Raw genomic sequence first — 22,991 nt, 5'->3', positions numbered from 1 at the left:
CGATCGTAGGATACCGGTTTCCCATTGCGCAAGCCGGGTGTTCTTGACTCCCGCTTGACCACCGCACCGTCGTGAGCAGCGCGCGGCGACGGCGGCGGGCGCCGCGCTCCCGTCGCAGGGAGATCGACGGCCACGGAGAGGTCGATGGCCGCCGAGACGCAAAAAGTCCCGGTCAGGATCACCTGACCGGGACTTTCCGAAGGTCTTCCGACTCAGAAGTCGAAACCCTCGCCACGTGCGCGAGGGGGGACTTGAACCCCCACGCCCTTTCGGACACTGGCACCTGAAGCCAGCGCGTCTGCCATTCCGCCACTCGCGCGTGCCGCAGAAGACTAGCACGATGCACGACGGCGCCTGGAACCGCTCGGCCGGACGTGACGGCCGCCACGTGCCGGTCGTCGCGCACCGCCGACGAGGTGCCGACGGCTGCACGCCCGACGTTCACACGCTCCGCCCCGAACGCGCCACATCCGTCCGGAGATCGTGCGACGAATCGGGCCTCCGTCGCAGACGTGATCGATACGATCTAGGTAGTCTGCCCGGGACGCGGGTATGCACGGGGGCACCAGGAGCACGTCCGGAGGAGCAGACGACGACCGCGCGGCACGGACCGCGGCACGAGCGAGCACGAGGGAGGAGGTGGCATGGGAGTCCTGGACCGCTTCGAGAAGGGCGTGGAGCGCGTGGTGAACAACGCGTTCGCCAAGGTCGGGCGCAGCGAGGTCAAGCCCGTCGAGCTCGCGAGCGCGCTGCGGCGCGAGGTCGACGACCGCGCCGCCGTCGTGGACCGCGAGCGCACCGTCGTGCCCAACGAGTTCACCATCGAGCTGTCGGTGGACGACTTCGGCCAGGTCGAGGGGTGGGGCGCGGAGACGCTCGCCGACGAGCTGGCGTCGAACGTCACGCAGTACGCGGCGTCGCAGCACTACGCGTTCGTCGGCCCGGTGAGCGTGAGCTTCGAGCAGAACGACACGCTCGACGTCGGCCGCTTCCAGCTCCGTTCGGCCAGCGTGCGGGGCAACGTGGCGCCCGCGACGTCCGCGTCCCCGAGCACGCGGCACCCGCTCGTCGACATCGACGGGCAGCGCTACCTGCTCACCGGCCCGGTCACGGTCATCGGCCGCGGCTCGGAGGCCGACATCGTCGTCGACGACCCGGGGGTCTCGCGCCGCCACCTCGAGATCCGCGTGACGCCGGAGGGCGTCATCGCGACGGACCTCGGCTCGACCAACGGCCTGTTCGTCGAGGGCCACCAGGTGCCGGCCGCGACGCTGCTGGACGGCAACTCCCTGACGATCGGCCGTACCCGCATCATGTTCTGGACCGGCGCGTCCGACAACGAGGAGTGGTGATCCGGCCCGCATGACCGATCTCACGTTCACCCTGCTGCGGCTGGGCTACCTGGTGCTGCTCTGGGTGTTCGTGCTCTCCGCGATCGGGGTGCTGCGTCGGGACCTGTACGGCACCAAGATCACGCCGCGCCGGGGCCGCAAGGGCACCGCGCAGGCCGCGCGCCCGACGTCGGGCCCCACCCCTGCCGCGGCACCGGAGCCCGCGCGCCCCGCCGCGCCCGCGGGGCCGTCCCGGCTCGTCGTTACCGCCGGCCCGCTGACCGGCACGACGATCCCCCTCACGACGTCGTCGATCCTCATCGGCCGCGCGCCGAGCTGCACGCTCGTGCTCGACGACGACTACTCCTCGTCGCGCCACGCGCGCATCTTCCCGCAGCACGGGTCCTGGTTCGTCGAGGACCTCGGCTCCACCAACGGCACCTACGTCGAGGACCAGCGCATCAGCCAGGTGACGCCGCTGGGTCCGGGCACGCGGGTGCGGATCGGTCAGTCCGTCGTCGAGCTGCAGAGGTAGCCCGCAGTGAACATCGCCCTGCGCTACGCCGCGCGCTCCGACGTCGGGCTCGTGCGCTCGAACAACCAGGACTCCGGCTACGCCGGGCCGCACCTGCTCGTCGTCGCCGACGGCATGGGCGGCCACGCCGGGGGCGACGTCGCGTCGTCGATCGCCATCGCGGCGCTCGCCCCGCTCGACGGCGAGTCGCACGGCCCGGACGACGCGCTCGCCGAGCTCGAGCGCTCGATCGACCACGCGCGCCAGGACCTCGTGGACCGCAGCGTGACCGACCCCGAGCTGGTCGGCATGGGCACGACCGTCACCGCGATCCTGCGCGCGGGCAACAAGCTCGCGATGGCGCACCTCGGCGACTCGCGCGCGTACCTGCTGCGCGACGGCGAGCTCACCCAGGTCACGACCGACCACACGTTCGTGCAGCACCTCGTGGACACGGGGCGCATCTCGCCCGACGAGGCGGAGACCCACCCGCAGCGCAACGTCGTCATGCGCGTGCTCGGCGACTTCGACATCGACCTCACGCCGGACATGTCGGTGCGGGAGGCCAAGCCGGGCGACCGCTGGCTCCTCTGCTCCGACGGCCTGTCGGGCTTCGTCAGCCCCGAGACCATCAGCCAGACGCTCGCGGACGTCCCCGACGTCGACGAGTGCGCCGACCACCTTCTCCAGCTCGCGCTGCGCGCCGGCAGCACGGACAACGTGACCGTCGTGGTGGCGGACGTCGTCGACGTCGACGCGCTGCCCGACGGCGCGGCGCCCGGCACCGGGGCGCAGATCGTCGGGTCCGCGGCGATCGACCGCGACGCCCCGACGTCGGCCGCGGACGGCCCTGCCGCGCGGGCGGCGGCGCTCATGGCCAGCGCGAACGCCCCTGCCGCCACCGAGGAGCCCGCCGCGGATGGTGCGGCCGACCCGGCGGAGGGCGAGGCACCGGGGGAGACCCCGGGTGACGGCGACGACCTGCGGCCCGGCCGCGCGCCGCGCCGCTGGATCACCGTCGTCGCGATCCTCCTCGTCGTCGCGGGCCTGGGCGTGGCCGGGTGGGCGGGCTACCGGTGGACGCAGACGCAGTACTACGTCGGTGTCGCCGACGGCCAGGTCGCCGTGTTCCGCGGCATCCCGGAGAACGCGGGCCCGGTGACGCTGTCGACGCCGATCGAGCTCACGGGGACGCGCGTCGCGGACCTGCCGGGCTACGTCGTCGACCGCCTGGAGACCACGATCCCCGCGGAGTCGCTCGAGGACGCCCGCGCGCGGGCGGAGCGCCTCGTCACTGAGTCCACCGAGGAGGCCGCGGAGGAGTCCACCGACGCGCCCGCGACCGACGACACCACGGAGGCGCCTACCGAGGGTGCCGCCGAGACCCCGGAGGCCGGGGCACCCGACGTGACCCCGGCACCCACCGACGGCGCCGGCTCGGGGGCCTGATGGCCACGGTGGAGACCACCGAGGTGCGCCCCGGCCGGGGCGCGGAGCTCGGTCTGCTCGTCCTCGCGCTCGCGCTGGGCATCGGGGCGTACGCGCTCGTGGGCCTGCAGCTCACGGGCGAGCTCCCGGGCCGCTTCTACGTGTACAGCATCGGCACCGTGGTGCTCGCGGGCGCCGCGCACCTGCTGCTGCGCTTCAAGGCGCCGTACGCGGACCCGGTGATCCTGCCGATCGCCGTCGCGCTCAACGGCATCGGCCTCGCGATGATCTTCCGCCTCGACCTCGGCTCGCAGGTCACGGGCGGCACCCAGGACCTCGCGCCGCGCCAGCTCCAGTGGACCGCGCTCGGCATCCTCTGCGCGTTCGCCGTGATCTGGTTCCTGCGCGACCACCGGACCCTGCGCCGCTACACCTACACCGCGATGATCGCGGGCATCGTGCTCGTCGCGCTGCCGCTCGTCCCGGGCCTGGGCACGCGCATCAACGGCGCGCAGATCTGGATCAACGTCTTCGGCTTCTCGCTCCAGCCCGCGGAGTTCGCGAAGATCGCGTTCGCGATCTTCTTCGCCGGCTACCTCGTGACGAACCGCGACACGCTCGCGCTCGCCGGGCCCAAGGTGCTCGGGCTCCAGCTCCCGCGCCTGCGCGACCTCGGGCCGATCATCATCGTCTGGCTGGTCTCGCTCGCGATCCTCGTGTTCGAGCGCGACCTCGGCACGTCGCTCCTCTTCTTCGGCCTGTTCGTGGCGATGCTGTACATCGCGACCGAGCGCGTGAGCTGGGTCGTCATCGGTCTGATCCTCATCGCCGTCGGCGCGGTGCTCGCGGCGTCGACGTTCGGCCACGTGCAGGCGCGCGTCGACGTGTGGCTCCACCCGTTCGACGCCGAGATCTTCGGCCGCAGCCCCGGCGGCTCGGGCCAGCTCGTGGGCGGTCTGTTCTCCCTCGGCAACGGGGGTCTGTTCGGCACCGGCTGGGGTGCCGGCTACCCGCGCACGGTCCCGTACGCGTTCTCCGACTTCATCTACGCCTCGCTCGGCGAGGAGCTCGGGCTCACCGGCCTCATCGGCATCCTGCTCGCCTATCTCATCCTCGTGGAGCGCGGCCTGCGCACCGCGATCGGGGTCCGCGACGGGTTCGGCAAGCTCCTCGCGGGCGGCCTCGCGTTCGTCATGGCGTGGCAGCTCTTCGTCGTCGTCGGCGGGATCACGCGGATCATCCCGCTCACGGGCCTCACCATGCCGTTCGTCGCCCAGGGCGGGTCGTCGCTCCTCGCGAACTGGCTGGTCGTGGGCCTGCTGCTGCGCATCTCCGACGACGCGCGGCGGCCCTCGTCCCTGCCCGTGCGCGGGCAGGTCGCCCCTGGCGGGGCGCGCACGCGCCCCGACTCCGATCCGGTCGAGGTCGTCGGCAGCGGGGCTCCCGCCGTCGGCGCGCGGCCCGACGACGCGCCCACCACGGTCGGCGCGCCCGCCGTAGGCCCCGTGACGGGACCCGCCACAGGTCCGACGCGCGCGACGACGGGCGTCCAGCCCGCCGTCGGGCAGACCGGCGAGGTCCCCGGCCACCCCGACGAGCTCCGCACGGAGGTCGTGCGACGCCCCGGTACCGAGACCACCCACCCGGAGACCGACCCCTGGGGAGGAGCCCGGTGAACGTCCCCCTGCGTCGCGTCGCGACGGTCGTCCTCGTCATGTTCCTCGCGCTCATGGTGTCGACCACGTACATCCAGTTCGTCCAGGCGGACTCGCTCAACAACGACTCGCGCAACGCCCGCACGATCTACCGCGAGTACAACAAGTTCCGCGGCCCGATCGTCGTCGCGGGCGACGCGATCGCGTCGTCGACCCCGGTGGACGACGCGTTCGGCTTCCAGCGGCAGTACTCGAACGGCCCGCTGTACGCCCCGGTCTCCGGCTTCCTCTCGCTCACCAACGGGCGCACGGAGATCGAGGACAAGGAGAACGACTACCTCAACGGCGAGGCGAGCTCGCTGTGGCTCGACCGCCTGAGCGCCCTGTTCACCGGCAAGCAGCCCCAGGGCGCGTCCGTCGAGCTGACGATCAACCCGGCGGCGCAGCAGGCCGCCTGGGACGCCCTGGGCGACCAGCGCGGCGCGGTCGTCGCGATCGAGCCCAAGACCGGGCGCGTCCTCGCCCTCGTGTCGAAGCCGAGCTATGACCCCAACGAGCTCGCGACGCACGACACCGCCGCCGCGCGCGACCGCTACCAGGAGCTCCTCAACGCCGACGGCAACCCGATGTCGAACCGGGCCATCCGCGGCAACACGTACCCGCCGGGCTCGACGTTCAAGATCGTCACCTCGGCCGCCGCGATCGAGAGCGGGCAGTACACGTCCGAGAGCGTCATCCCGGCCCCGGACGTCTTCCAGTTCCCGCAGTCCACGGCGACGATGAAGAACTTCGGCGGCTCCCGCTGCTCCCCGTCGGGCGAGATGACGCTCGCGGACGCCCTGCGCATCTCCTGCAACACGGCGTTCGCCGAGCTGGGCGTGACGCTGGGCGACGACGTGCTGCGCGACCAGGCCGAGGACTTCGGCTTCGACCAGTCGCTCGAGATCCCGATGGACGTCACCGCGAGCCACTTCCCGACCGACGAGGAGGCGGACCCGGGCGCCACGGCCAACGCCGCGATCGGGCAGGGCGACGTGCGCGTCACCCCGCTCCAGATGGCGATGGTGTCCGCCGCGATCGCGAACGACGGCGTGCAGATGGCGCCGTACACGGTGGAGACGATCCGCAACCCCGACCTCGACGTCGTCCGTCAGTCCGAGCCGCGCCGCCTGCGCACGTCGGTGTCGCCGTCGACCGCCGAGCAGCTCACGCAGATGATGCTGGGCGTCGTGCAGAACGGCTCCGGCAAGGCCGCGCAGATCCCGGGCGTGCAGGTGGCGGGCAAGACCGGCACCGCAGAGACGGGCGGCGAGGCCGCACCGCACGCGTGGTTCACGAGCTTCGCGCCCGCCGACGACCCCCAGGTCGCGGTCGCGGTCATCGTCGAGAACGGCGGCTCGATGGGCAGCGAGGCGACGGGCGGCGCGATCGCCGCACCGATCGCGCGCGCGGTCATGGAGGCGGTGTTGAACGGATGAAGCCCGTGAGGGGGCTGACGCTCGGCAACCGCTACCGCCTGGTGCGGCGCATCGCCGTCGGCGGCATGGGCGAGGTGTGGGTCGCGGCCGACGACGCGCTCGGGCGCGAGGTGGCCGTCAAGGTCCTGCGGACCGAGTACGCGGGCAACGAGGACTTCCTCAACCGGCTGCGGACCGAGGCCCGCAACAGCGCCGCGCTCTCGCACCCCAACATCGCCCAGATGTACGACTACGGCGAGACGAACGGCTCCGGGTACCTCGTCATGGAGCTCGTCGTGGGCGAGCCCATGGCGGACCTGCTGGAGCGCGAGCCCGTCCTCCCGCCCGCGCGGCTCCTGCCGATCCTCGCCCAGACGGCGCGCGCCCTCCACGCGGCGCACCTGTCCGGCGTCGTGCACCGCGACGTCAAGCCGGGCAACATCCTCATCGACCGCTCCGGGACCGTGAAGATCACCGACTTCGGCGTCTCGCTCGCGGCCAACCAGGTCCCGATGACCGCGACCGGCATGGTCATGGGTACCGCCCAGTACCTGTCGCCGGAGCAGGCCGTCGGGCAGGCCGCCACCGGGGCGTCGGACATCTACGCGCTCGGCATCGTCGCGTACGAGTCGATCCTCGGGAACCGGCCGTTCACCGGGTCCACCCCCGTCGACATCGCGGTCGCGCACGTCAACGAGCCCGTGCCACCGCTCCCGTCGTCGGTCGACCCGGAGCTCTCCGAGCTCGTCATGGTCATGCTCGCCAAGGACCCGCTGGCGAGGCCGCACCCGGCCGACGCCCTCGCGCGGGTCTTCGAGGAGATCCAGGCGCGCCTCGCGGCCGACCCCTGGTCCGCCCGCGCCGGCGCGACCGCCAACACCCGGCGCGCCCGGCGCGCGCGCGCGACGGCGGACGACGCCCCTCCGGCACCCGAGCCCGACCCCGCTCCCGTCATCACGCCGCTCGTCATCCCGGCCGCCGTGCGCGACCCGCACCCGGTGGACCCGGCGATGCCGTGGGTCGCCCCGGAACCTCGACCGGTCGCCCCCGCCGCCGGGCACCCCGCGGAGAGCGTCGCGGAGCACGACGGTCGGACGACCGCCGCGCCCTCCGGAACGCCACCCGCGCCCGGCCCCGCACTGCCGTGGGAACGCCCCGTCCCCGCGGCCGCGGCGGGCGAGGAACCGGTCGGTCCACGCGCCTACCCGGCGCGTCGCGAGATGCACGGCGGCACCCGCTCGTCCCGCCGCCCGCAGCCGGCCCGGAGCGCCCCGCGGCCGGGCACCGGCACCGCCGCGAGCACCCCGTCGGCGGCACCCGCCACGCGGGCCGAGGCACGACGCCAGTCGCAGGCGGCCCCGTCGCGGTCGTCCTCCGGCCGACGCACGTCGACGACCACGGGGCGCCGCCTCGGGGGGCTGCCGAACGGCCTCACGTGGCCCCTGGTGGCCCTGCTGGGACTGCTCCTCGTGCTGGTCGTCGCGACGATCGCGTCGCTGGGGGACCGGGACGGGGGCGACGCCGACGCGTCGACCGTGGGCGTCGTCGAGACGGTGCCCGACGACGCCGCGCCGGGCTCCCCGGGTCCCGCGGGACGGGTGACATCGTGACGACATCGTTGTGTTCCCCGCTTTCCCGCACGCCCTCCAGTGGGATGATTGCGCCAGATGTGCCGCGCGCGGACGCGCCCGCGGCTCCGACGACACCGAAGGACGAATGAGTGGTGGACAACGCTCCCCGAGTGCTTGCCGGGCGCTACCAGGTCGGTGAGCTCATCGGCCGTGGTGGCATGGCCGAGGTGCACATCGGGCACGACAACCGCCTCGGTCGCACCGTCGCGATCAAGATCCTGCGGTCCGACCTCGCCCGCGACCCCACGTTCCTCGCGCGCTTCCGCCGCGAGGCCCAGGCCGCGGCGTCCCTCAACCACCCCGCCATCGTCGCGGTGTACGACACGGGCGAGGACGTCCACGCGGACGTCACCGGCAACTCGGTGCACGTCCCGTTCATCGTCATGGAGTACGTCGAGGGCCACACCGTCCGCGACATCCTCCGCGACGGCCAGGCCGTCCCCATCGACGAGGCCGTCGAGATCACGGCGGGCGTGCTCGCGGCGCTCGAGTACTCGCACCACGCCGGCATCGTGCACCGCGACATCAAGCCCGCGAACGTCATGATCACGCCCACGGGCGCCGTCAAGGTCATGGACTTCGGCATCGCCCGCGCCATGGCGGACTCCGCCGCGACGATGACGCAGACCCAGGCCGTCATCGGCACCGCCCAGTACCTCTCGCCGGAGCAGGCGCGCGGCGAGACGGTCGACGCGCGTTCCGACCTGTACTCCACGGGCTGCCTGCTCTACGAGCTGCTCACCGGCCGACCGCCGTTCATCGGCGACTCGCCCGTCGCGGTGGCCTACCAGCACGTGCGCGAGGCCCCGGCGACGCCGAGCGCCGTCGCGCCGGACGTGCCCGAGGTCCTCGACCGCATCACGCTCAAGGCGCTCGCCAAGGACCGCACGGCCCGCTACTCGAACGCCGCGGAGTTCCGCGCCGACCTGGAGAACGCCGTGCGCGGCGGGGCGATCACGGCCCCCTCGCTCGGGGTCGCCGCCGCGGCGGCCGGCCTCGGTGCCGCGGCCGCGGCCGCCGACCTCCAGCCGACGATGGTCGAGTCCGCGACGCAGGTCATGGCCCCCGCGGCCGCCGCCCCGAACCCGTGGGCGACGAGCGTGGCGCCGGCCGTCCCGCCCGGGGACGAGGTCCCGGGGGAGGACGAGGAGGAGCCCAAGAGCCGCAAGGGCCTCATGTGGACCCTCATCGCGATCGGCGTGCTCGCCCTCGCGGCGATCATCACGATGCTCGTCATCAACAGCCAGGGCGAGGACGAGCCGACGACGGGCACGGTCCCGACCCTCTCAGCGGGAGTGACGCCCGAGCAGGCCGAGAAGGCGATCACCGACGCCGGGTTCGTGTACGAGCAGGCCATCGACCAGGAGTCGACGGAGCCCGAGGGGACGTTCACGAAGACCGATCCCGCGGGCGGCACCACGCAGGAGCTCAACTCGACGGTGACGGCGTTCTTCTCCGCCGGGCCCGACGCCGTCACGCTCCAGGACCTCAAGGGGAAGACCCAGGAGGAGGCGCGGCAGTACCTCACCGACGCCGGCCTCAACGTCGGCGACGTCGCCACGGAGGACTCTCCGGACGTCGCGAAGGGGTCCGTGACGAAGACCGACCCGGGAGCGGGCCAGTCCGTGCCCGCCGGGTCGACGGTGAACCTGTTCGTGTCCAGCGGGCTCGTCGCCCTGCCCGACGTCACCGGTCAGCAGTTCGACGCCGCGAAGTCGACGATCGAGGCCCTCGGCCTCGGGGTCGACCGCAGCGACGAGGAGTCCGACGAGGCCGAGAACCAGGTCCTCTCGCAGCAGCCCAACGCCGGGAGCGTCCCGCAGGGGTCGCGCGTGACCCTCAAGGTCGCGATCCCGCGCGCCGCAGAGACGACGACCGTCCCGTCCAACCTCGTCGGGATGACCCTCGCGCAGGCCCAGGACGCCCTCGGCGGGGCCGGGCTCAACCCCGGTGCCCAGCAGAACCAGGAGTCCGACCAGTGGCCCGCCGGCACGGTCATCGGGTCCGACCCGCGTGGTGGTTCCGAGGTCCCCGTCGGCACCGAGGTCTCGCTCATCGTCTCGACCGGCCCCGGCCCGTCGACCGGGGGTGACAACGGTGGTGGCCCCGGCGGCGGAGGTGGCGGCGGCGGGAACAACGACGGCTGAGCCGCCACCCGGCACCCCCTGACGAACGGGCCCTCACCTCGCGAGGTGGGGGCCCGTCCGTCGTGCAGCGGGAGCAGCGCGGGGTGCGGCGGTCGGCACGGCAGCGGTCCGTGCGCCCGGGAGGCCCCGCCGGGCCGACCGGGCTACTGCCGGACGAGCGGCGCCATCCCGGCCGAGCGCTCGACGGCGCCGTCGAGGCCGCAGGCCTCGAGCCAGTTCGCGAGCAGGCGGTGGCCACCCTCGGTGAGCACGGACTCGGGGTGGAACTGGACGCCGTGCAGGGGCAGGTCGCGGTGCTGCAGGCCCATGATGACGCCCCCCGCGGTCGAGGCGGTCACCTCGAGCTCGGCGGGCACGGTGTCGGTCAGGACGGCGAGCGAGTGGTAGCGCGTCGCGGTGAAGGGCACCGGGAGCCCGGCGAGGACGCCCTCGCCCTCGTGCTCGACGAGGCTGGTCTTGCCGTGCATGAGCTCGGGCGCGTGCGTGACTGTCGCGCCGTACACCTCGGCGAGCGCCTGGTGCCCGAGGCACACCCCCAGCATCGGCGTGCGCGACGCGGCGCACGCACGGATGACCTGCTCGCTCTGGCCGGCCTCCTTGGGGGTTCCCGGCCCGGGCGAGACGAGGACGCCGTCGAACACGGTCCCGTCGACGTCGTGGAACCGCCCCTCGGCGTCGGGCTCGGGCACGGCGTCGTTGCGCACGACGACGGTCTGGGCGCCGAGCTGGTCGAGGTAGCCGACGATCGTGTAGACGAACGAGTCGTAGTTGTCCACGACGAGGATGCGGGTCTGGTGGGTCATCGCGGGGCCTCCACGGACACTGCGCCGGCGGCGTCGGTCTGGATGTTGGGGTCGTTGAACGGCATGTACTCGGACACGAGGGGGAACAGCCACTCGAAGCACGCGAGCACGACGGCTGCCGCGAGGACGAGCAGGATCAGCACCCGGACCCACGCCGGGCCGGGCAGCACGCGCCACAGCGCCCCGTACATCACGCGCTCCCTTCGGCAGCAGGAGCCGTCTGACCGACCAGGTCGGGCGGCGTGCCGTCCTCGACGGGCATCCAGTAGTCCAGCTTCGCGTTGACGATGAACCGCGCCACGAGCGAGTTCAGCCCGATCGGGTGGCACGTCGTCAGGGTGAGGTACCGCTCGGTCGGCTCGACGCCCGGCTGCCACGGCACGGGCGCCACGGCCTCCACCTGGTCGGGCTTCACGGCCTGCATGTGGTCCACGCGGTACACGTACCAGACCCCGCCCGCCTCGACGACGATCGGGTCACCGATCTCGAGCTCCTCCACGTCGTGGAAGATCTTGCCGTACGTCTGCCGGTGCCCCGCGAGCGAGAAGTTGCCGACGTCACCCGGCATGACGGTCTCGGGGTAGTGCCCCGCCTGGCCCTGGTCGAGGATCGAGCGCTTGTCCGTGCCCTCCGCGATCGGCATCATCTTGCCGTCCCAGCGCGGCACGTAGAGCGTGCCCCACACCTCGCCGAGGGCGGGCGCCTCCATGACCGGAGGCTCGTCCCGGCGCACGGCCGTCGCGACGTCCCCGGCGTCCGGCGTCGGCGCGTCCATCTCCTCCAGGACCTGCGCCTGCACACGGTCCGCCTGCACGTCCGTCCACCACAGCTGCCAGACGACGTACAGCCCCAGCAGGATGCCGAGCGTGATGAGCAGCTCCCCGACGACGCCGACCACCGTGGAGACGGCCCCGCGCCCGGACGCGCGACGGCCCGCGTGCCGCACCGGTGAAGGAGCCGTGGCCGTCACGACGCCACCGCGTCGGACGGGCGCGCGTAGCGGAGCTCGAGCGCGCCCTGGTAACCGGGGAGCTCGAGGTCGGTCCTGTCCTCGACGGACCAGCCCAGGTTCACGGCGTCGACGTACTCCTGGTACACCTGCACGCCCGGCGACCGTTCCAGGGCGTCGCGCAGCGCGTCCGGGTCACCCACGGCCTCGACGACGTAGGGCGGCGAGTACACGCGCCCGTGCAGCAGGAGGATGTTGCCCGCGCAGCGGAACGCCGACGTCGCGGTGACTCGCTGGCCCTGCAGGGTCATCGCCTCCGCCCCGCCGGCCCACAGGGCGTTGACGACGGACTGGATGTCCTGCTGGTGCACGACGAGGTCGTCCGGGCGGATCTGCGGCGGGTAGTTGCCCTCCGGGGGCGCGTCGTCGAGCGAGACGGACAGTCCCGTGCCGCTGACCGCCGCGGTGCCGGCCGCGACCGCGGTGCGCGACGCGAGGTCGGGGTCGACGCCGGCCGGGGCGTCTCCGGTCTGCGACAGTCCCGCGATCTCCGCCGTGAGCGCGTCGACCTGGGCCGACAGGTCCGCCACGCGGTCTGACTCGCGGTCGACGAGCTGCGCGAGGTTCTCGGGGTGACGCGAGTCGTCGCCCCGCGCGAGGCGCGCGTTCGCCGTGAACATCACGCCGGCGAGGGCGAGGACGAGCGCGACCGTGACGGCCGACCGCACCCGGCGCGAGCGCGGGGGTGCTGCGGGCTCGTCCGGCGTCGCGGAGGCGGGGCCGGTGCTGCTCACGCGACCGTCTCCTTCCTGGGCGGACGAGGGCGTCGACCGTCTCTCCGACGTGTCTCTGCCGTGCGTCTGTCGTGTCGTCGTCGCCGCGACAGGGCCGTTGCCCGCGCGCGGTGTCCGTGCCTATTGTGTGCGCCCACTACGCTAGTCGACGAACGTCGTCCACGATCGTGACGGACCCGTGCTCCTACGGAGCCTCGCGGCGCGTCGACGACCTTCGCCCGAGCCATGCACGGTTCCTGCACGACGACGGCAGGCGTCCGCTCCCGCGGTGCGTCCCGACGCCGCCGGCAGCGGACCCCACCAGGACAGGAGCCCACCCTCGTGCCCGAGTCGAAGTCGCGCAAGAAGCCCAAGCCGCAGCGCCCGCCGAGCGTGCCCAAGCCCGAGTCGGGCAACCCACGCTGGCTCGTGCCCACGATGCTCGGGCTGATGCTCCTCGGGCTGGCGTGGATCGTGCTGTTCTACCTCAGCGGGCCCAAGCAGCTCCCGATCCCGCCGCTGGGTGCCTGGAACCTCGGCGTCGGCTTCGCGTTCATCATCGCGGGCTTCGCGCTCACCACACGCTGGAAGTAGCGGTCCGACGGCGACCGCGCGCCTCGGGCGCGCGGCGCTCGGGTCGACCGGTGCCCTGGGGAATGACACCGGCGTAGTTCCACACCTGTGAGTAACCCTGGGGATAACTCTCCACGGGCCGCCCCGGGGGTCACCCGACGAGGTGGCCGAGCTGGTCCGCCGAGGCGTACGTCAGCCATGCCGCCACGACGAGCCCCACGGCGACGACCGCCGTCGCGCCCACGGACACCAGGGTGCGGCGTTCCTTCGGCGCGTACGCGTACGCGGCCCCGAGGACGAGGCCGACGACGAGCCCGCCGAGGTGCGCCTGCCACGCGATGCCGGTGAAGAAGAGCCCGATCGCGAAGTTGATGCCGATGAGCACGACGATCTGCATCGCGTTGCGACCGGTCCGGCGCAGCACCAGCAAGATCGCGCCGAAGAGCCCGAACACGGCTCCGGACGCACCGAAGACCCAGACGTACCATGCCTGCTCGGTCGGCCCGCCGGCGAGCAAGAGGTATCCGACGGATCCGCCGACTGCCGCGAGCAGGTAGAGCGCGACGAAGCGCCAGCGGCCGAGCATCTGCTCGAGGAATGGTCCTGTCACCCACAGGGCGTACATGTTGAAGAGGATGTGGACCGGGCTCGTCGAGTGGATGAACGCCGACGAAAGGAACCGGTAGGGCTCGACCTCTGCGAGGTCGGCACGAAAAGCGAGAAGTGCCGTCCAGGTCCCGCCCGTGACGAACTGGAGGATCCAGCTCACGACGCACAGGCCGATGATCGTGAACGTCACGACCGGCGGGCCGCCGCGGACCTTTCCGCCCAGCGCGCTGCGCTGTGACGGCGCCTGCCGGGCCGCCTCGCGCACGCAGTCGACGCACTGGACGCCGACGGCTGCGGGCCGCTGGCACTCCGGGCACGCGGGCCGACCGCAGCGCTGGCAGCGCACGTACGACACCCGGTCCGGGTGCCGCGGGCAGACGGGCGGGACGGCAGGACCGTCGTGCGGTCCGGCCGTCCCGTACGCCGGCGGGCCGGGCGGCCCGGGAGGTGTCGTCGAGATGGTCAGTCCTCGATCGTGACGGACGTGATGACGATGTCCTCCTGCGGGCGGTCGCCCGGGCGCGTCGGCGTCGCGTTGATCGCGTCGACGACCGCGCGGGACGCGTCGTCCGCGACCTCGCCGAAGATCGTGTGCTTGCCGTTGAGCCACGGCGTCGGCACGGTCGAGACGAAGAACTGCGACCCGTTGGTGCCCTCAGCCTCACCCGTGACCGGGTTGCGACGCAGGCCCGCGTTGGCCATCGCCAGGAGGTAGGGGCGATCGAACTGCAGCTCGGGGTGGATCTCGTCGTTGAACGTGTAGCCGGGACCGCCCGTGCCGGTGCCCAGCGGGCAGCCGCCCTGGATCATGAAGTCCTGGATCACGCGGTGGAAGATCAGGCCGTCGTAGAAGGGCTCGGTGCGCTCTGCGCCGGTGCGGGGGTCGGACCACGTCGTGGTGCCCTGCGCGAGCCCGACGAAGTTCGCCACCGTCTTCGGGGCGTGGTTCGGCAGGAGCTCGATCCGGATGTCACCTGCGGTCGTGTGGAGGGTTGCGAACATGGGCACCATCCTCCCACGAGACCCGCGCGCGACCCGTCGGGCGCGATGTCTCGCGGGGCGGGCACGGTGGTGGCAGAGTGGTCGGAAACGCCCATCGCATCCGCCCTTTCGTCCCGTCGGACGACGACCCCGGGGAGCACGCATGACCCGTTCTCGCTCAGCGAGCGACTCCGTCAAGGACACGCTCGAGTCGATCGACACCGAGAAGCTCAAGGACCAGGCCGCGCAGGCCGCCGTGACCGCGCAGAATGCCGCGAGCCAGCTCGCGGACCAGGCCAAGGACGCGGCGGTGCAGGCCAAGGAGTGGGGGACGCCCAAGGTCGAGGCGTTCCTCGAGTGGCTCCAGCCGCGCGTCGAGAAGGCGTGGCAGGACAGCATCCAGGCCGCCGCGCCGCGCGTCGAGAAGGCTGCGGGCAAGGCCGCGCCCGCCATCGACACCGCGCACGACAAGCTCGTCGACGACGTGCTGCCGAAGATCGTCGCGAGCTTCAACGCCGCCGCAGCCAGCGCCGCCGACTCCGCCCAGCGCGCGGCCGACAACGCGGCCGAGGCGACCGCCGCCGCGTCCGCGGCCACGGCGGCGGCGACCGGCAAGAAGGCGCGCAAGCTCGCCAAGGAGGCGCAGAAGGCTGCCACGGAGGCTGCGAAGCAGGCCCAGAAGGCCGCGGGCAAGGCGGGCAAGAAGGCCGCGAAGCACGCGGACAAGGCGGCGGAGAAGGCGGCAGCCAAGCTCGCCGCCGCGGCCGACAAGGCCGCGGCGAAGGCCGCCGAGGCCGACGCCTCGAAGGGCAAGGGTCGCACCCTCTGGTGGATCGCCGGAGGCGTCACCGCCGCCGGCGTCGGCTACGTCCTCTACCGCCGTGCCCAGCCCACCACCGACCCCTGGGCCGAGCCGTGGGAGCAGGAGGAGCAGCAGGTCCACTTCGACGACGTCGTCGGCGACGCACGCCACGCCGTCGGGGACGCCGCCGAGTCGCTGGGCGAGGCTGCGGGCGTCGCCGTCGCGAAGGGCCGCGAGGCGACCGACAAGCTCGCCGAGCGCGCCGCCGAGGTGCGTGACGACGTCAGCGACCGCGTCAGCGACGCCGTCTCCGACGCCAAGGACGCGGCCAAGAAGGCCACCAGCCGCGCCCGCAGCACCACCCGCAGCGCAGCGTCGTCCGCCAAGGACGCCGCCGCTGACGCGAAGGACGACCTCGGCGACGCCGGCAAGAAGGCCCGCGAGGCGGCCGAGGACGTCGCGGAGGACGCCGCCAAGAAGGCCGACGACGTCTGACCCAGCCAGGAGCGGCGCGCTGGTCGCGCACGGACGACGACGGGCCCCACCTTCATGGTGGGGCCCGTCGTCGTCTCAGGACGGCTTCGAGGGTTCGGTGAAACGCAGACGACCAGCATCGAGGCTCTCGATGCTGGTCGACGGAGTGGAGCCAGGGGGACTCGAACCCCCAACCCCCTGCTTGCAAAGCAGGTGCGCTACCAATTGCGCCATGGCCCCGGGTGACGCGGCCTGGGGCCGGTCAGGAGTGAGACGTGCTCACTCGAAGGTGTCGGTGACCTCTGCCCAGAGGTCACGCTCGGCGTTGTCCTCCGTGTACTTGCGCCACAGGAGATATCCGGCGCCGGCGGCGAGGAGCAGGACGAGAAGCTTCTTCATGACGTTCCCCCTCGAGTGGGTTCGGCAGTGGGCCTAAGAGGACTTGAACCTCTGACCTCTTCCTTATCAGGGAAGCGCTCTAACCGTCTGAGCTATAGGCCCGTACGCGCCTCGCCGGACAGCCCCAGGGGGCCGCTCCGCTCGCAGGCAGCGATTGAGGTTACCCCACCGGGAGCCGCAGACCCAAACCGAGAGGTCCGTGGCCCCCGGTCGGGGAGCCGTGCTGGGTCAGTCGTCCGTGAGCGTGAGGTGCACGCCGCCCACCAGCGCGGCGACGATGTTGTACAGGAACGCCATGATCGTCGACAGCGCGGTGATGATCACCACGTTCACGACGCCGAGCAGCGTAGCGATGGAGATCACGCGGCCGAACGCGACGTACTGCTGGATGTCCACGTCGGTCTCGGTGCCGACGATCTGCGTGAACAGGTCCTCGATCTTCGCGAAGACCATCATGCCGTCGAGGACGTACCAGACCACGGCCGTCGCGACGACGGTCATGATGCCGATCGCGACCGCCAGCAGGAAGCCGAGCTTCATCGCGGACCAGGGGTCGATGCGCGAGACCGCGAGCCGGACGCGTCGCGGGCCGCCCTCGTTCCGGACCGTGGGCGTCGCCCCCGTCGCCGGGCCGACGGCGGGTGTGGCACCGGTGAGCGGGGTGGCGGATCCCGACACGCCCGCGGCGGAGTAGTGCACCGCGGCCGGCGCCGGGGCGCTCGCCGAGGCCGCCGCCGAGGCGCTGGGGACCGTCGAGGTGGTCGTGGGCACGCGCCTCACCGTCTCGTCGTCGATCTCGTCGTGACCGGGCTGCTGGGGGCCGGTCTCCGCCGGTGCGGCCGGGACCGCGGCCGACACCTTCTTGGCCGCGCTCTTCGCCGCGGCGATGGCGGCAGCGGCAGCCTTCACGGCGCCGGCGCGGGCGACCGCGACACGACTCTCGCCGGACGCGCGCTCCATCCCGTCGTCGTCGACACCCCGCTGCGGGGCGGCCTGACCTCCGGTCTGGCTCGGCGGCGGTGGCGGGGGCGGCGGGGGGACGGCGCCGGACGCCGAACCGTTCGACGCGCCGTTCGACTCCGCGTGCTTGCTCGCCGTGGTCGCGCCCCCGGCGCGCGACGTCGTGTCCGTGTCGGGACGCGGCACGGTCAGCCGGGGCGTGATCGTCGGCGGTGCGTTGTTCTCGCTGCTCATCTGGTTTCCTCGGTGGTTCCGGGGGCCGGCTCGGTCCCGCTCGCCCCGTCGGACGAGGCGGTCGGGTCGATGATCGGTGCGCTGCTCGTGTCGGTGCCGACCGGGGCCGTGCCGGTCCCGTCCTCGCCCTCCACGGTATCCCGATCCTCTCCGAGGCGACGCTCGACGTTCCGCGCGACCGCGATGATGCGGTCACCCTTGTCGGGCTTCGCGAACGTCACCCCCTGCGTGTTGCGGCCCGTGAGGTTCACCTCGTCGACCGCGGACCGCACGATCTTCCCGCGTTCCATGATCACCAGCACCTCGTCGTCGGCCTCTGTCACCAGAGCCCCCACGAGATCTCCACGAGCCTCCACCAGGTTCGCGACCTTGATGCCCAGACCACCACGGCCCTGGACCCGGTACTCGTCGATCCGGGTGCGCTTCGCGAACCCGCCCTCGGTCACGACGAAGAGGTCGGAACCCTCCTCCACCACGTCCGCCGAGAGCAGCTCGTCGCCCTCGCGGAACTTCATGCCCGTCACGCCCGACGTCGCGCGGCCGAGCGGTCGCATCGTGTCGTCGCCGGCCGGGAAGCGGATCGACTGGCCCTTGCGCGAGACGAGGATGAGGTCGTCGTCGGCGTCCACGAGGAGCGCCGCGACGAGCTCGTCGGGCGTGCCCGACTCGTCCTCGCGCAGGTTGATCGCGATGAGCCCGCCCGAGCGCGGCGAGTCGTACTCCGACAGCCGCGTCTTCTTGACGAGACCGCGGCGCGTGGCGAGCACCAGGTACTCCGCGGTGTCGTAGTCGCGCAGGTCGAGGACCTGGGCGATCTTCTCGCCGGGCTGGAAGGCGAGCAGGTTCGCCACGTGCTGCCCCTTGGCGTCGCGGCCGCCCTCGGGGAGCTCGTACGCCTTGGCGCGGTAGACCCGCCCGAGGTTCGTGAAGAACAGCAGCCAGTGGTGCGTCGTCGTCACGAAGAAGTGGTCGACGATGTCGTCCTCGCGCAGCTGCGCGCCGCGCACGCCCTTGCCGCCACGCTTCTGCGCCCGGTAGTTGTCGCTGCGGGTGCGCTTCACGTAGCCGCCGCGCGTGATCGTGACGACCATCTCCTCCTCGGCGATGAGGTCCTCGATCGAGACCTCGCCGTCGAACGGGAGGATCGTCGTCCGACGCTCGTCGCCGTACTTGGCGACGATCTCGCCCATCTCCTCGCCGACGATCGTCCGCTGGCGCTCCGGCTTGGCGAGGATGTCCTCGTAGTCCAGGATCTTGCGCTCGAGCTCGTCGTGCTCGTCCAGGATCTTCTGGCGCTCCAGCGCCGCCAGACGGCGCAGCTGCAGGTTGAGGATCGCCGTCGCCTGCACCTCGTCCACCCCGAGGAGCTCCATGAGCCCGCCGCGCGCCTGCTCGACGTCCGGGGAGCGGCGGATGAGTGCGATGACCTCGTCGAGCGCGTCGAGCGCCTTGAGGTAGCCGCGCAGGATGTGGATGCTGCGCTCGGCCTCGGCGAGCAGGTAGCGCGTGCGGCGGACGACGACGTCGAGCTGGTGGGTCGTCCAGTGCCGGACGAACGCGTCGAGGCTCAGCGTGCGCGGGACGCCGTCGACCAGCGCGAGCATGTTCGCGCCGAACGTGTCCTGGAGCTGCGTGTGCTTGTACAGGTTGTTGAGCACGACCTTCGCCACCGCGTCGCGCTTGAGCACGATCACGAGGCGCTGGCCCGTGCGGCCCGACGTCTCGTCGCGGATGTCGGCGATGCCCTGGACGCGGCCGTCCTTGACGAGGTCGGCGATCTTCGCGGCGAGGTTGTCCGGGTTCACCTGGTAGGGGAGCTCGGTGACGACCAGGCACACCCGGCCCTGGATCTCCTCGACGTTGACCACCGCGCGCATCGTGATCGAGCCGCGCCCCGTGCGGTACGCCTCCTCGATCCCCTTGTGGCCGAGGATCGTCGCGCCGGTCGGGAAGTCCGGTCCCTTGATGCGCAGCAGGAGCGCCGCGAGGAGCTCCTCGCGGCTCGCCTCGGGGTGGTCCAGGTGCCACCGGACGCCCTCGGCGACCTCGCGCAGGTTGTGCGGCGGGATGTTCGTCGCCATGCCGACGGCGATGCCCGCCGAGCCGTTGACCAGCAGGTTCGGGAACCGCGCCGGCAGGACCGCCGGCTCCTGGGTGCGGCCGTCGTAGTTGTCCTGGAAGTCGACCGTGTCCTTGTCGATGTCCCGGACCATCTCCATGGCGATCGGGGCCATGCGGCACTCGGTGTATCGCGGCGCGGCCGCCGGGTCGTTGCCAGGCGAGCCGAAGTTCCCCTGGCCCGCGACCAGCGGGTAGCGCAGCGACCAGTCCTGCACGAGGCGCACGAGCGCGTCGTAGATCGCGCTGTCGCCGTGCGGGTGGAACTTGCCCATGACGTCGCCGACGACGCGCGAGCACTTCGAGTACGACCGGTCGGGGCGGTAGCCGCCGTCGTACATCGCGTACAGCACGCGGCGGTGCACCGGCTTGAGTCCGTCGCGGACGTCGGGCAGCGCGCGCCCGACGATGACGCTCATCGCGTAGTCGAGGTACGACCGCTGCATCTCGAGCTGCAGGTCCACCTGCTCGATGCGCCCGTGGTGCACCGCGACCGCCGTGCCGTCCGCGTGCACGATCGCCTCGTCCCCGTCGCCGGGGGCCGTGGGCTCGATCTCGGGGTTCTGGTCGTCGGTCACGGTCTACCTCGTTCGTCGTCTCGTGCAGGTGCTGCTGTCGCCGCCGGTGTCGGGACCGGAGCGGCGGCCGTGCCGGGTCGTGGCGGGTCTGGCGGGAGCGGCCGCGCGACGAGCTGCTCAGATGTCAAGGAACCGCACGTCCTTCGCGTTCCGCTGGATGAAGCTGCGGCGGGACTCGACGTCCTCGCCCATGAGGACGGAGAAGATCTCGTCCGCGGCGGCCGCGTCGTCCAGGGTGACCTGGTTGAGCGTGCGGTGCTCGGGGTCCATGGTCGTGTCCCACAGCTCCGAGTAGTCCATCTCGCCCAGACCCTTGTAGCGCTGGATCCCGTTCTCCTTGGGGATCCGCTTGCCCGCGGCCTGCCCAGATGCGAGGAACGCGTCGCGCTCCTTGTCCGAGTAGACGTAGTCGTGCGGGGCGTTCGACCACTTGAGCCGGTACAGCGGCGGCTGCGCGAGGTAGACGTGCCCGTTCTCGATGAGGGGGCGCATGTACCGGAAGAGCAGCGTGAGCAGGAGCGTCGCGATGTGCTGGCCGTCGACGTCCGCGTCGGCCATGAGGACGATCTTGTGGTACCGCAGCTTGGTGAGGTCGAAGTCCTCGCCGATCCCCGTGCCGAACGCGGTGATGATCGACTGGACCTCCTGGTTGGACAGGGCCCGGTCGAGGCGCGCGCGCTCGACGTTGAGGATCTTGCCGCGGATCGGGAGGATCGCCTGCGTCCGCGGGTTGCGACCACGGACGGCGGAGCCGCCCGCGGAGTCACCCTCCACGATGAAGATCTCGCACTCCTCGGCGCGGTTCGACTGGCAGTCCCGCAGCTTGCCGGGCATGCCGCCCGACTCCAGCAGACCCTTGCGTCGCGTCGCCTCGCGCGCCTTGCGGGCGGCGAGCCGCGCCTGGGACGCCTGGATCGCCTTGCGGATCACGTCGCGGCCCTCGTTCGGGTGCGAGTCGAACCAGTCCGTGAGCTGCTCGTGGACGACGCGCTGGACGAACGTCTTCGCCTCGGTGTTGCCGAGCTTCGTCTTGGTCTGGCCCTCGAACTGGGGCTCGCCGAGCTTCACGGAGACGACGGCGGTCAGACCCTCGCGGATGTCGTCGCCCGTGAGGTTGTCGTCCTTCTCCTTGAGGATGCCCTTGTCGCGCGCGTACCGGTTGACCAGCGAGGTCATCGCCGCACGGAAGCCCTCCTCGTGCGTGCCGCCCTCCGTCGTGGAGATCGTGTTCGCGTACGTGTGGACGGACTCGGAGTACGAGCTGGTCCACTGCATCGCGATCTCGACGGAGATGCGCTTCTCGGTGTCCTCCGACTCGAAGTCGATGACGTCGGGGTGGACGAGCTCGACCTTCTTGGCCGAGTTGAGGTGCTTGACGTAGTCCACGAGACCGCCGTCGTACTTGTACGAGACGGTGCGGGCCGGGGTGGAGGCCCCCGACGTCGCGCCGTCCGCCTCGGAGACGCCGTCCGCGTCGGTCGTCCCGTCGCCCCCCGTGACCTCGTCGCCCGTGTCGAGGTGGGCGGGACGCTCGTCCGTCAGCGTGATGCGCAGCCCCTTGTTGAGGAACGCCATCTGCTGGAAGCGCGCCCGCAGGGTCTCGAAGTCGTACTCGGTGGTCTCGAAGATCCCGGGGTCGGCCCAGAAGGTCTGCGTCGTCCCCGTCTCGTCCGACGGCTCGAGCCGTTCGACGGGGGCCACCGGGTTGCCACCCTCGGTGAACTCCTGGCGCCACGAGTAGCCGTCGCGACGGACCTCGGACACCATGCGCGTCGACAGCGCGTTGACGACCGACATGCCGACGCCGTGCAGCCCGCCGGAGACGGCGTACCCGCCGCCGCCGAACTTGCCGCCCGCGTGGAGGATCGTCATGACGACCTCGAGCGTCGGCTTCCCCTCGGTCGGGTGGATCGCGACGGGGATGCCGCGGCCGTTGTCGACGACGCGGACGCCGCCGTCGGCCAGGAGCGTCACGTCGATCGTGTCCGCGTGCCCGGCGAGGGCCTCGTCCACAGAGTTATCCACAATCTCGTACACAAGGTGGTGGAGGCCCCGCTCGCCGGTCGAGCCGATGTACATGCCCGGACGCTTGCGGACCGCCTCGAGGCCCTCCAGGACGGTGATGTTGCTCGCGTCGTAGCCGCCGCCCGCCGAGGGTGCCGCCTCCGCGGACGCCGTCGGGTCGGAGATGGCGGTGTCGGTGTGGTCTGCCACGGGCAGGACTGCTCCTCGTCGTCGTGCACGCAGCGCCCGCGTTCGTGCGGAAGCGGTCGCCGCTGCTCAAGGGTTCCGGGCCCGCACCACGACCGGCGTCGGCTCCTCCGCGACGGCGGACGGTCGGCCGTGGACGGCTGGCCGCGCCTCCTCGGAAGGGCTGCGCGCACGGGTGGTGAACAGACCCGGAATGACCTCCCCAGTCTACCCGCCACGAGCCGAATTCCGCGGATTGTGGCCCTCCTGGGGACGACGTCCCGGGCTATCACGACGCGATCCGCGCCCCGTCGTCGAGACTCCTCCACAAAGTTGTCCACAGGTGTTGTCCACCGCTCGGAGAGACGCCTCGGCACGCGCGCCG

At 72.1% G+C, this 22,991-nt stretch carries 19 protein-coding genes and 3 tRNA genes; 9 read left to right on the top strand and 13 right to left on the bottom strand.

Annotated features, from left to right (window positions below; genetic code table 11):
* Positions 1-236 precede the first annotated feature (236 nt).
* A tRNA-Leu gene (locus JOE63_RS01575) sits at positions 237-319 on the bottom strand.
* Positions 320-644: 325 nt separating this feature from the next.
* Here JOE63_RS01575 and JOE63_RS01570 point away from each other — a divergent pair.
* From JOE63_RS01570 to pknB, 7 genes are all read left to right on the top strand, one after another.
* Positions 645-1,352 carry an FhaA domain-containing protein gene (locus tag JOE63_RS01570; RefSeq protein WP_047230883.1) on the top strand — a complete coding sequence of 236 codons (708 nt, stop codon included), beginning with the start codon at positions 645-647 and terminating at the stop codon, positions 1,350-1,352.
* 10 nt (positions 1,353-1,362) lie between these two features.
* A complete protein-coding gene (locus JOE63_RS01565; protein ID WP_087470445.1) occupies positions 1,363-1,866 on the top strand; it encodes an FHA domain-containing protein FhaB/FipA in 504 nt (167 codons plus the stop codon).
* Positions 1,867-1,872: 6 nt separating this feature from the next.
* Positions 1,873-3,294, top strand: coding sequence for a Stp1/IreP family PP2C-type Ser/Thr phosphatase (locus tag JOE63_RS01560; protein ID WP_204538574.1), 1,422 nt, complete (start codon positions 1,873-1,875; stop codon positions 3,292-3,294).
* Positions 3,294-4,949: an FtsW/RodA/SpoVE family cell cycle protein gene (locus tag JOE63_RS01555; RefSeq protein ID WP_204538570.1), complete on the top strand. Its 1,656-nt coding sequence runs from the start codon at positions 3,294-3,296 to the stop codon at positions 4,947-4,949. The genes JOE63_RS01560 and JOE63_RS01555 overlap by 1 nt, the downstream gene beginning before the upstream one ends.
* Entirely contained in the window at positions 4,946-6,406 is a 1,461-nt protein-coding gene (locus tag JOE63_RS01550) for a peptidoglycan D,D-transpeptidase FtsI family protein (protein ID WP_204538567.1), read from the top strand. Before JOE63_RS01555 ends, JOE63_RS01550 begins: the two co-directional genes overlap by 4 nt.
* Positions 6,403-7,995 carry a serine/threonine-protein kinase gene (locus tag JOE63_RS01545; protein ID WP_204538564.1) on the top strand — a complete coding sequence of 531 codons (1,593 nt, stop codon included), beginning with the start codon at positions 6,403-6,405 and terminating at the stop codon, positions 7,993-7,995. The genes JOE63_RS01550 and JOE63_RS01545 overlap by 4 nt, the downstream gene beginning before the upstream one ends.
* Positions 7,996-8,108: 113 nt before the next feature.
* A complete protein-coding gene (gene pknB / locus JOE63_RS01540) occupies positions 8,109-10,163 on the top strand; it encodes a Stk1 family PASTA domain-containing Ser/Thr kinase (RefSeq protein ID WP_374058977.1) in 2,055 nt (684 codons plus the stop codon).
* A gap of 143 nt (positions 10,164-10,306) precedes the next feature.
* On the opposite strand, the gene JOE63_RS01535 is transcribed toward pknB, so the two are convergent.
* The 4 genes from JOE63_RS01535 to JOE63_RS01520 are packed head-to-tail and all read right to left on the bottom strand — an operon-like array spanning position 10,307 to position 12,709.
* Positions 10,307-10,966 carry an aminodeoxychorismate/anthranilate synthase component II gene (locus tag JOE63_RS01535; protein WP_087470439.1) on the bottom strand — a complete coding sequence of 220 codons (660 nt, stop codon included), beginning with the start codon at positions 10,964-10,966 and terminating at the stop codon, positions 10,307-10,309.
* Entirely contained in the window at positions 10,963-11,157 is a 195-nt protein-coding gene (locus tag JOE63_RS01530) for a hypothetical protein (RefSeq protein WP_087470438.1), read from the bottom strand. The genes JOE63_RS01535 and JOE63_RS01530 overlap by 4 nt, the downstream gene beginning before the upstream one ends.
* Positions 11,157-11,936 carry a class E sortase gene (locus JOE63_RS01525; RefSeq protein ID WP_244286322.1) on the bottom strand — a complete coding sequence of 260 codons (780 nt, stop codon included), beginning with the start codon at positions 11,934-11,936 and terminating at the stop codon, positions 11,157-11,159. Before JOE63_RS01525 ends, JOE63_RS01530 begins: the two co-directional genes overlap by 1 nt.
* Positions 11,933-12,709 (bottom strand): DUF881 domain-containing protein, encoded by a 777-nt coding sequence (locus tag JOE63_RS01520; RefSeq protein ID WP_244286321.1) that lies wholly within the window; start codon positions 12,707-12,709, stop codon positions 11,933-11,935. Before JOE63_RS01520 ends, JOE63_RS01525 begins: the two co-directional genes overlap by 4 nt.
* 321 nt (positions 12,710-13,030) lie before the next feature.
* On the opposite strand from JOE63_RS01520, the gene JOE63_RS01515 reads away from it, so the two are divergent.
* On the top strand, positions 13,031-13,282 hold the full coding sequence (locus JOE63_RS01515) for a cell division protein CrgA (RefSeq protein WP_087470436.1): 252 nt from the start codon (positions 13,031-13,033) through the stop codon (positions 13,280-13,282).
* Between the two features lie 130 nt (positions 13,283-13,412).
* On the opposite strand, the gene JOE63_RS01510 is transcribed toward JOE63_RS01515, so the two are convergent.
* Both JOE63_RS01510 and JOE63_RS01505 read right to left on the bottom strand, forming a co-directional pair.
* Entirely contained in the window at positions 13,413-14,225 is an 813-nt protein-coding gene (locus JOE63_RS01510) for a rhomboid family intramembrane serine protease (protein WP_244286320.1), read from the bottom strand.
* 107 nt (positions 14,226-14,332) lie between these two features.
* Positions 14,333-14,872, bottom strand: a complete 540-nt coding sequence (locus tag JOE63_RS01505; protein ID WP_087470435.1) for a peptidylprolyl isomerase — start codon at positions 14,870-14,872, stop codon at positions 14,333-14,335.
* 142 nt (positions 14,873-15,014) lie between these two features.
* Here JOE63_RS01505 and JOE63_RS01500 point away from each other — a divergent pair, with 142 nt between their 5' ends.
* Complete coding sequence (locus tag JOE63_RS01500; RefSeq protein WP_087470434.1) at positions 15,015-16,148, top strand: hypothetical protein; 1,134 nt, start codon at positions 15,015-15,017, stop codon at positions 16,146-16,148.
* 146 nt (positions 16,149-16,294) lie between these two features.
* Here the strand turns inward: JOE63_RS01500 and JOE63_RS01495 are convergent.
* The 6 genes from JOE63_RS01495 to gyrB form a co-directional block, all read right to left on the bottom strand.
* Positions 16,295-16,367: transfer RNA gene (locus tag JOE63_RS01495), tRNA-Ala, on the bottom strand.
* A 39-nt stretch (positions 16,368-16,406) separates the two neighbouring features.
* The gene (locus JOE63_RS20765; protein WP_208863433.1) at positions 16,407-16,526 is read right to left on the bottom strand and encodes a DLW-39 family protein; all 120 of its coding nucleotides are present in this window, start codon (positions 16,524-16,526) and stop codon (positions 16,407-16,409) included.
* Positions 16,527-16,554: 28 nt separating this feature from the next.
* Positions 16,555-16,628 (bottom strand) — tRNA-Ile (locus JOE63_RS01490).
* 126 nt (positions 16,629-16,754) lie between these two features.
* Positions 16,755-17,720, bottom strand: a complete 966-nt coding sequence (locus JOE63_RS01485; protein WP_204538560.1) for a DUF3566 domain-containing protein — start codon at positions 17,718-17,720, stop codon at positions 16,755-16,757.
* On the bottom strand, positions 17,717-20,356 hold the full coding sequence (gyrA, locus tag JOE63_RS01480; protein WP_244286386.1) for a DNA gyrase subunit A: 2,640 nt from the start codon (positions 20,354-20,356) through the stop codon (positions 17,717-17,719). The genes JOE63_RS01485 and gyrA overlap by 4 nt, the downstream gene beginning before the upstream one ends.
* A 177-nt stretch (positions 20,357-20,533) precedes the next feature.
* A complete protein-coding gene (gene gyrB / locus JOE63_RS01475; protein ID WP_307840288.1) occupies positions 20,534-22,606 on the bottom strand; it encodes a DNA topoisomerase (ATP-hydrolyzing) subunit B in 2,073 nt (690 codons plus the stop codon).
* Positions 22,607-22,991: the final 385 nt, after the last annotated feature.

It is taken from the genome of Cellulosimicrobium cellulans (assembly GCF_016907755.1).
Taxonomy (GTDB): domain Bacteria; phylum Actinomycetota; class Actinomycetes; order Actinomycetales; family Cellulomonadaceae; genus Cellulosimicrobium; species Cellulosimicrobium cellulans_D.
The sequence above is the reverse complement of the archived record's forward strand: the minus strand, read 5'-3'. Positions and strand labels throughout refer to the sequence as shown.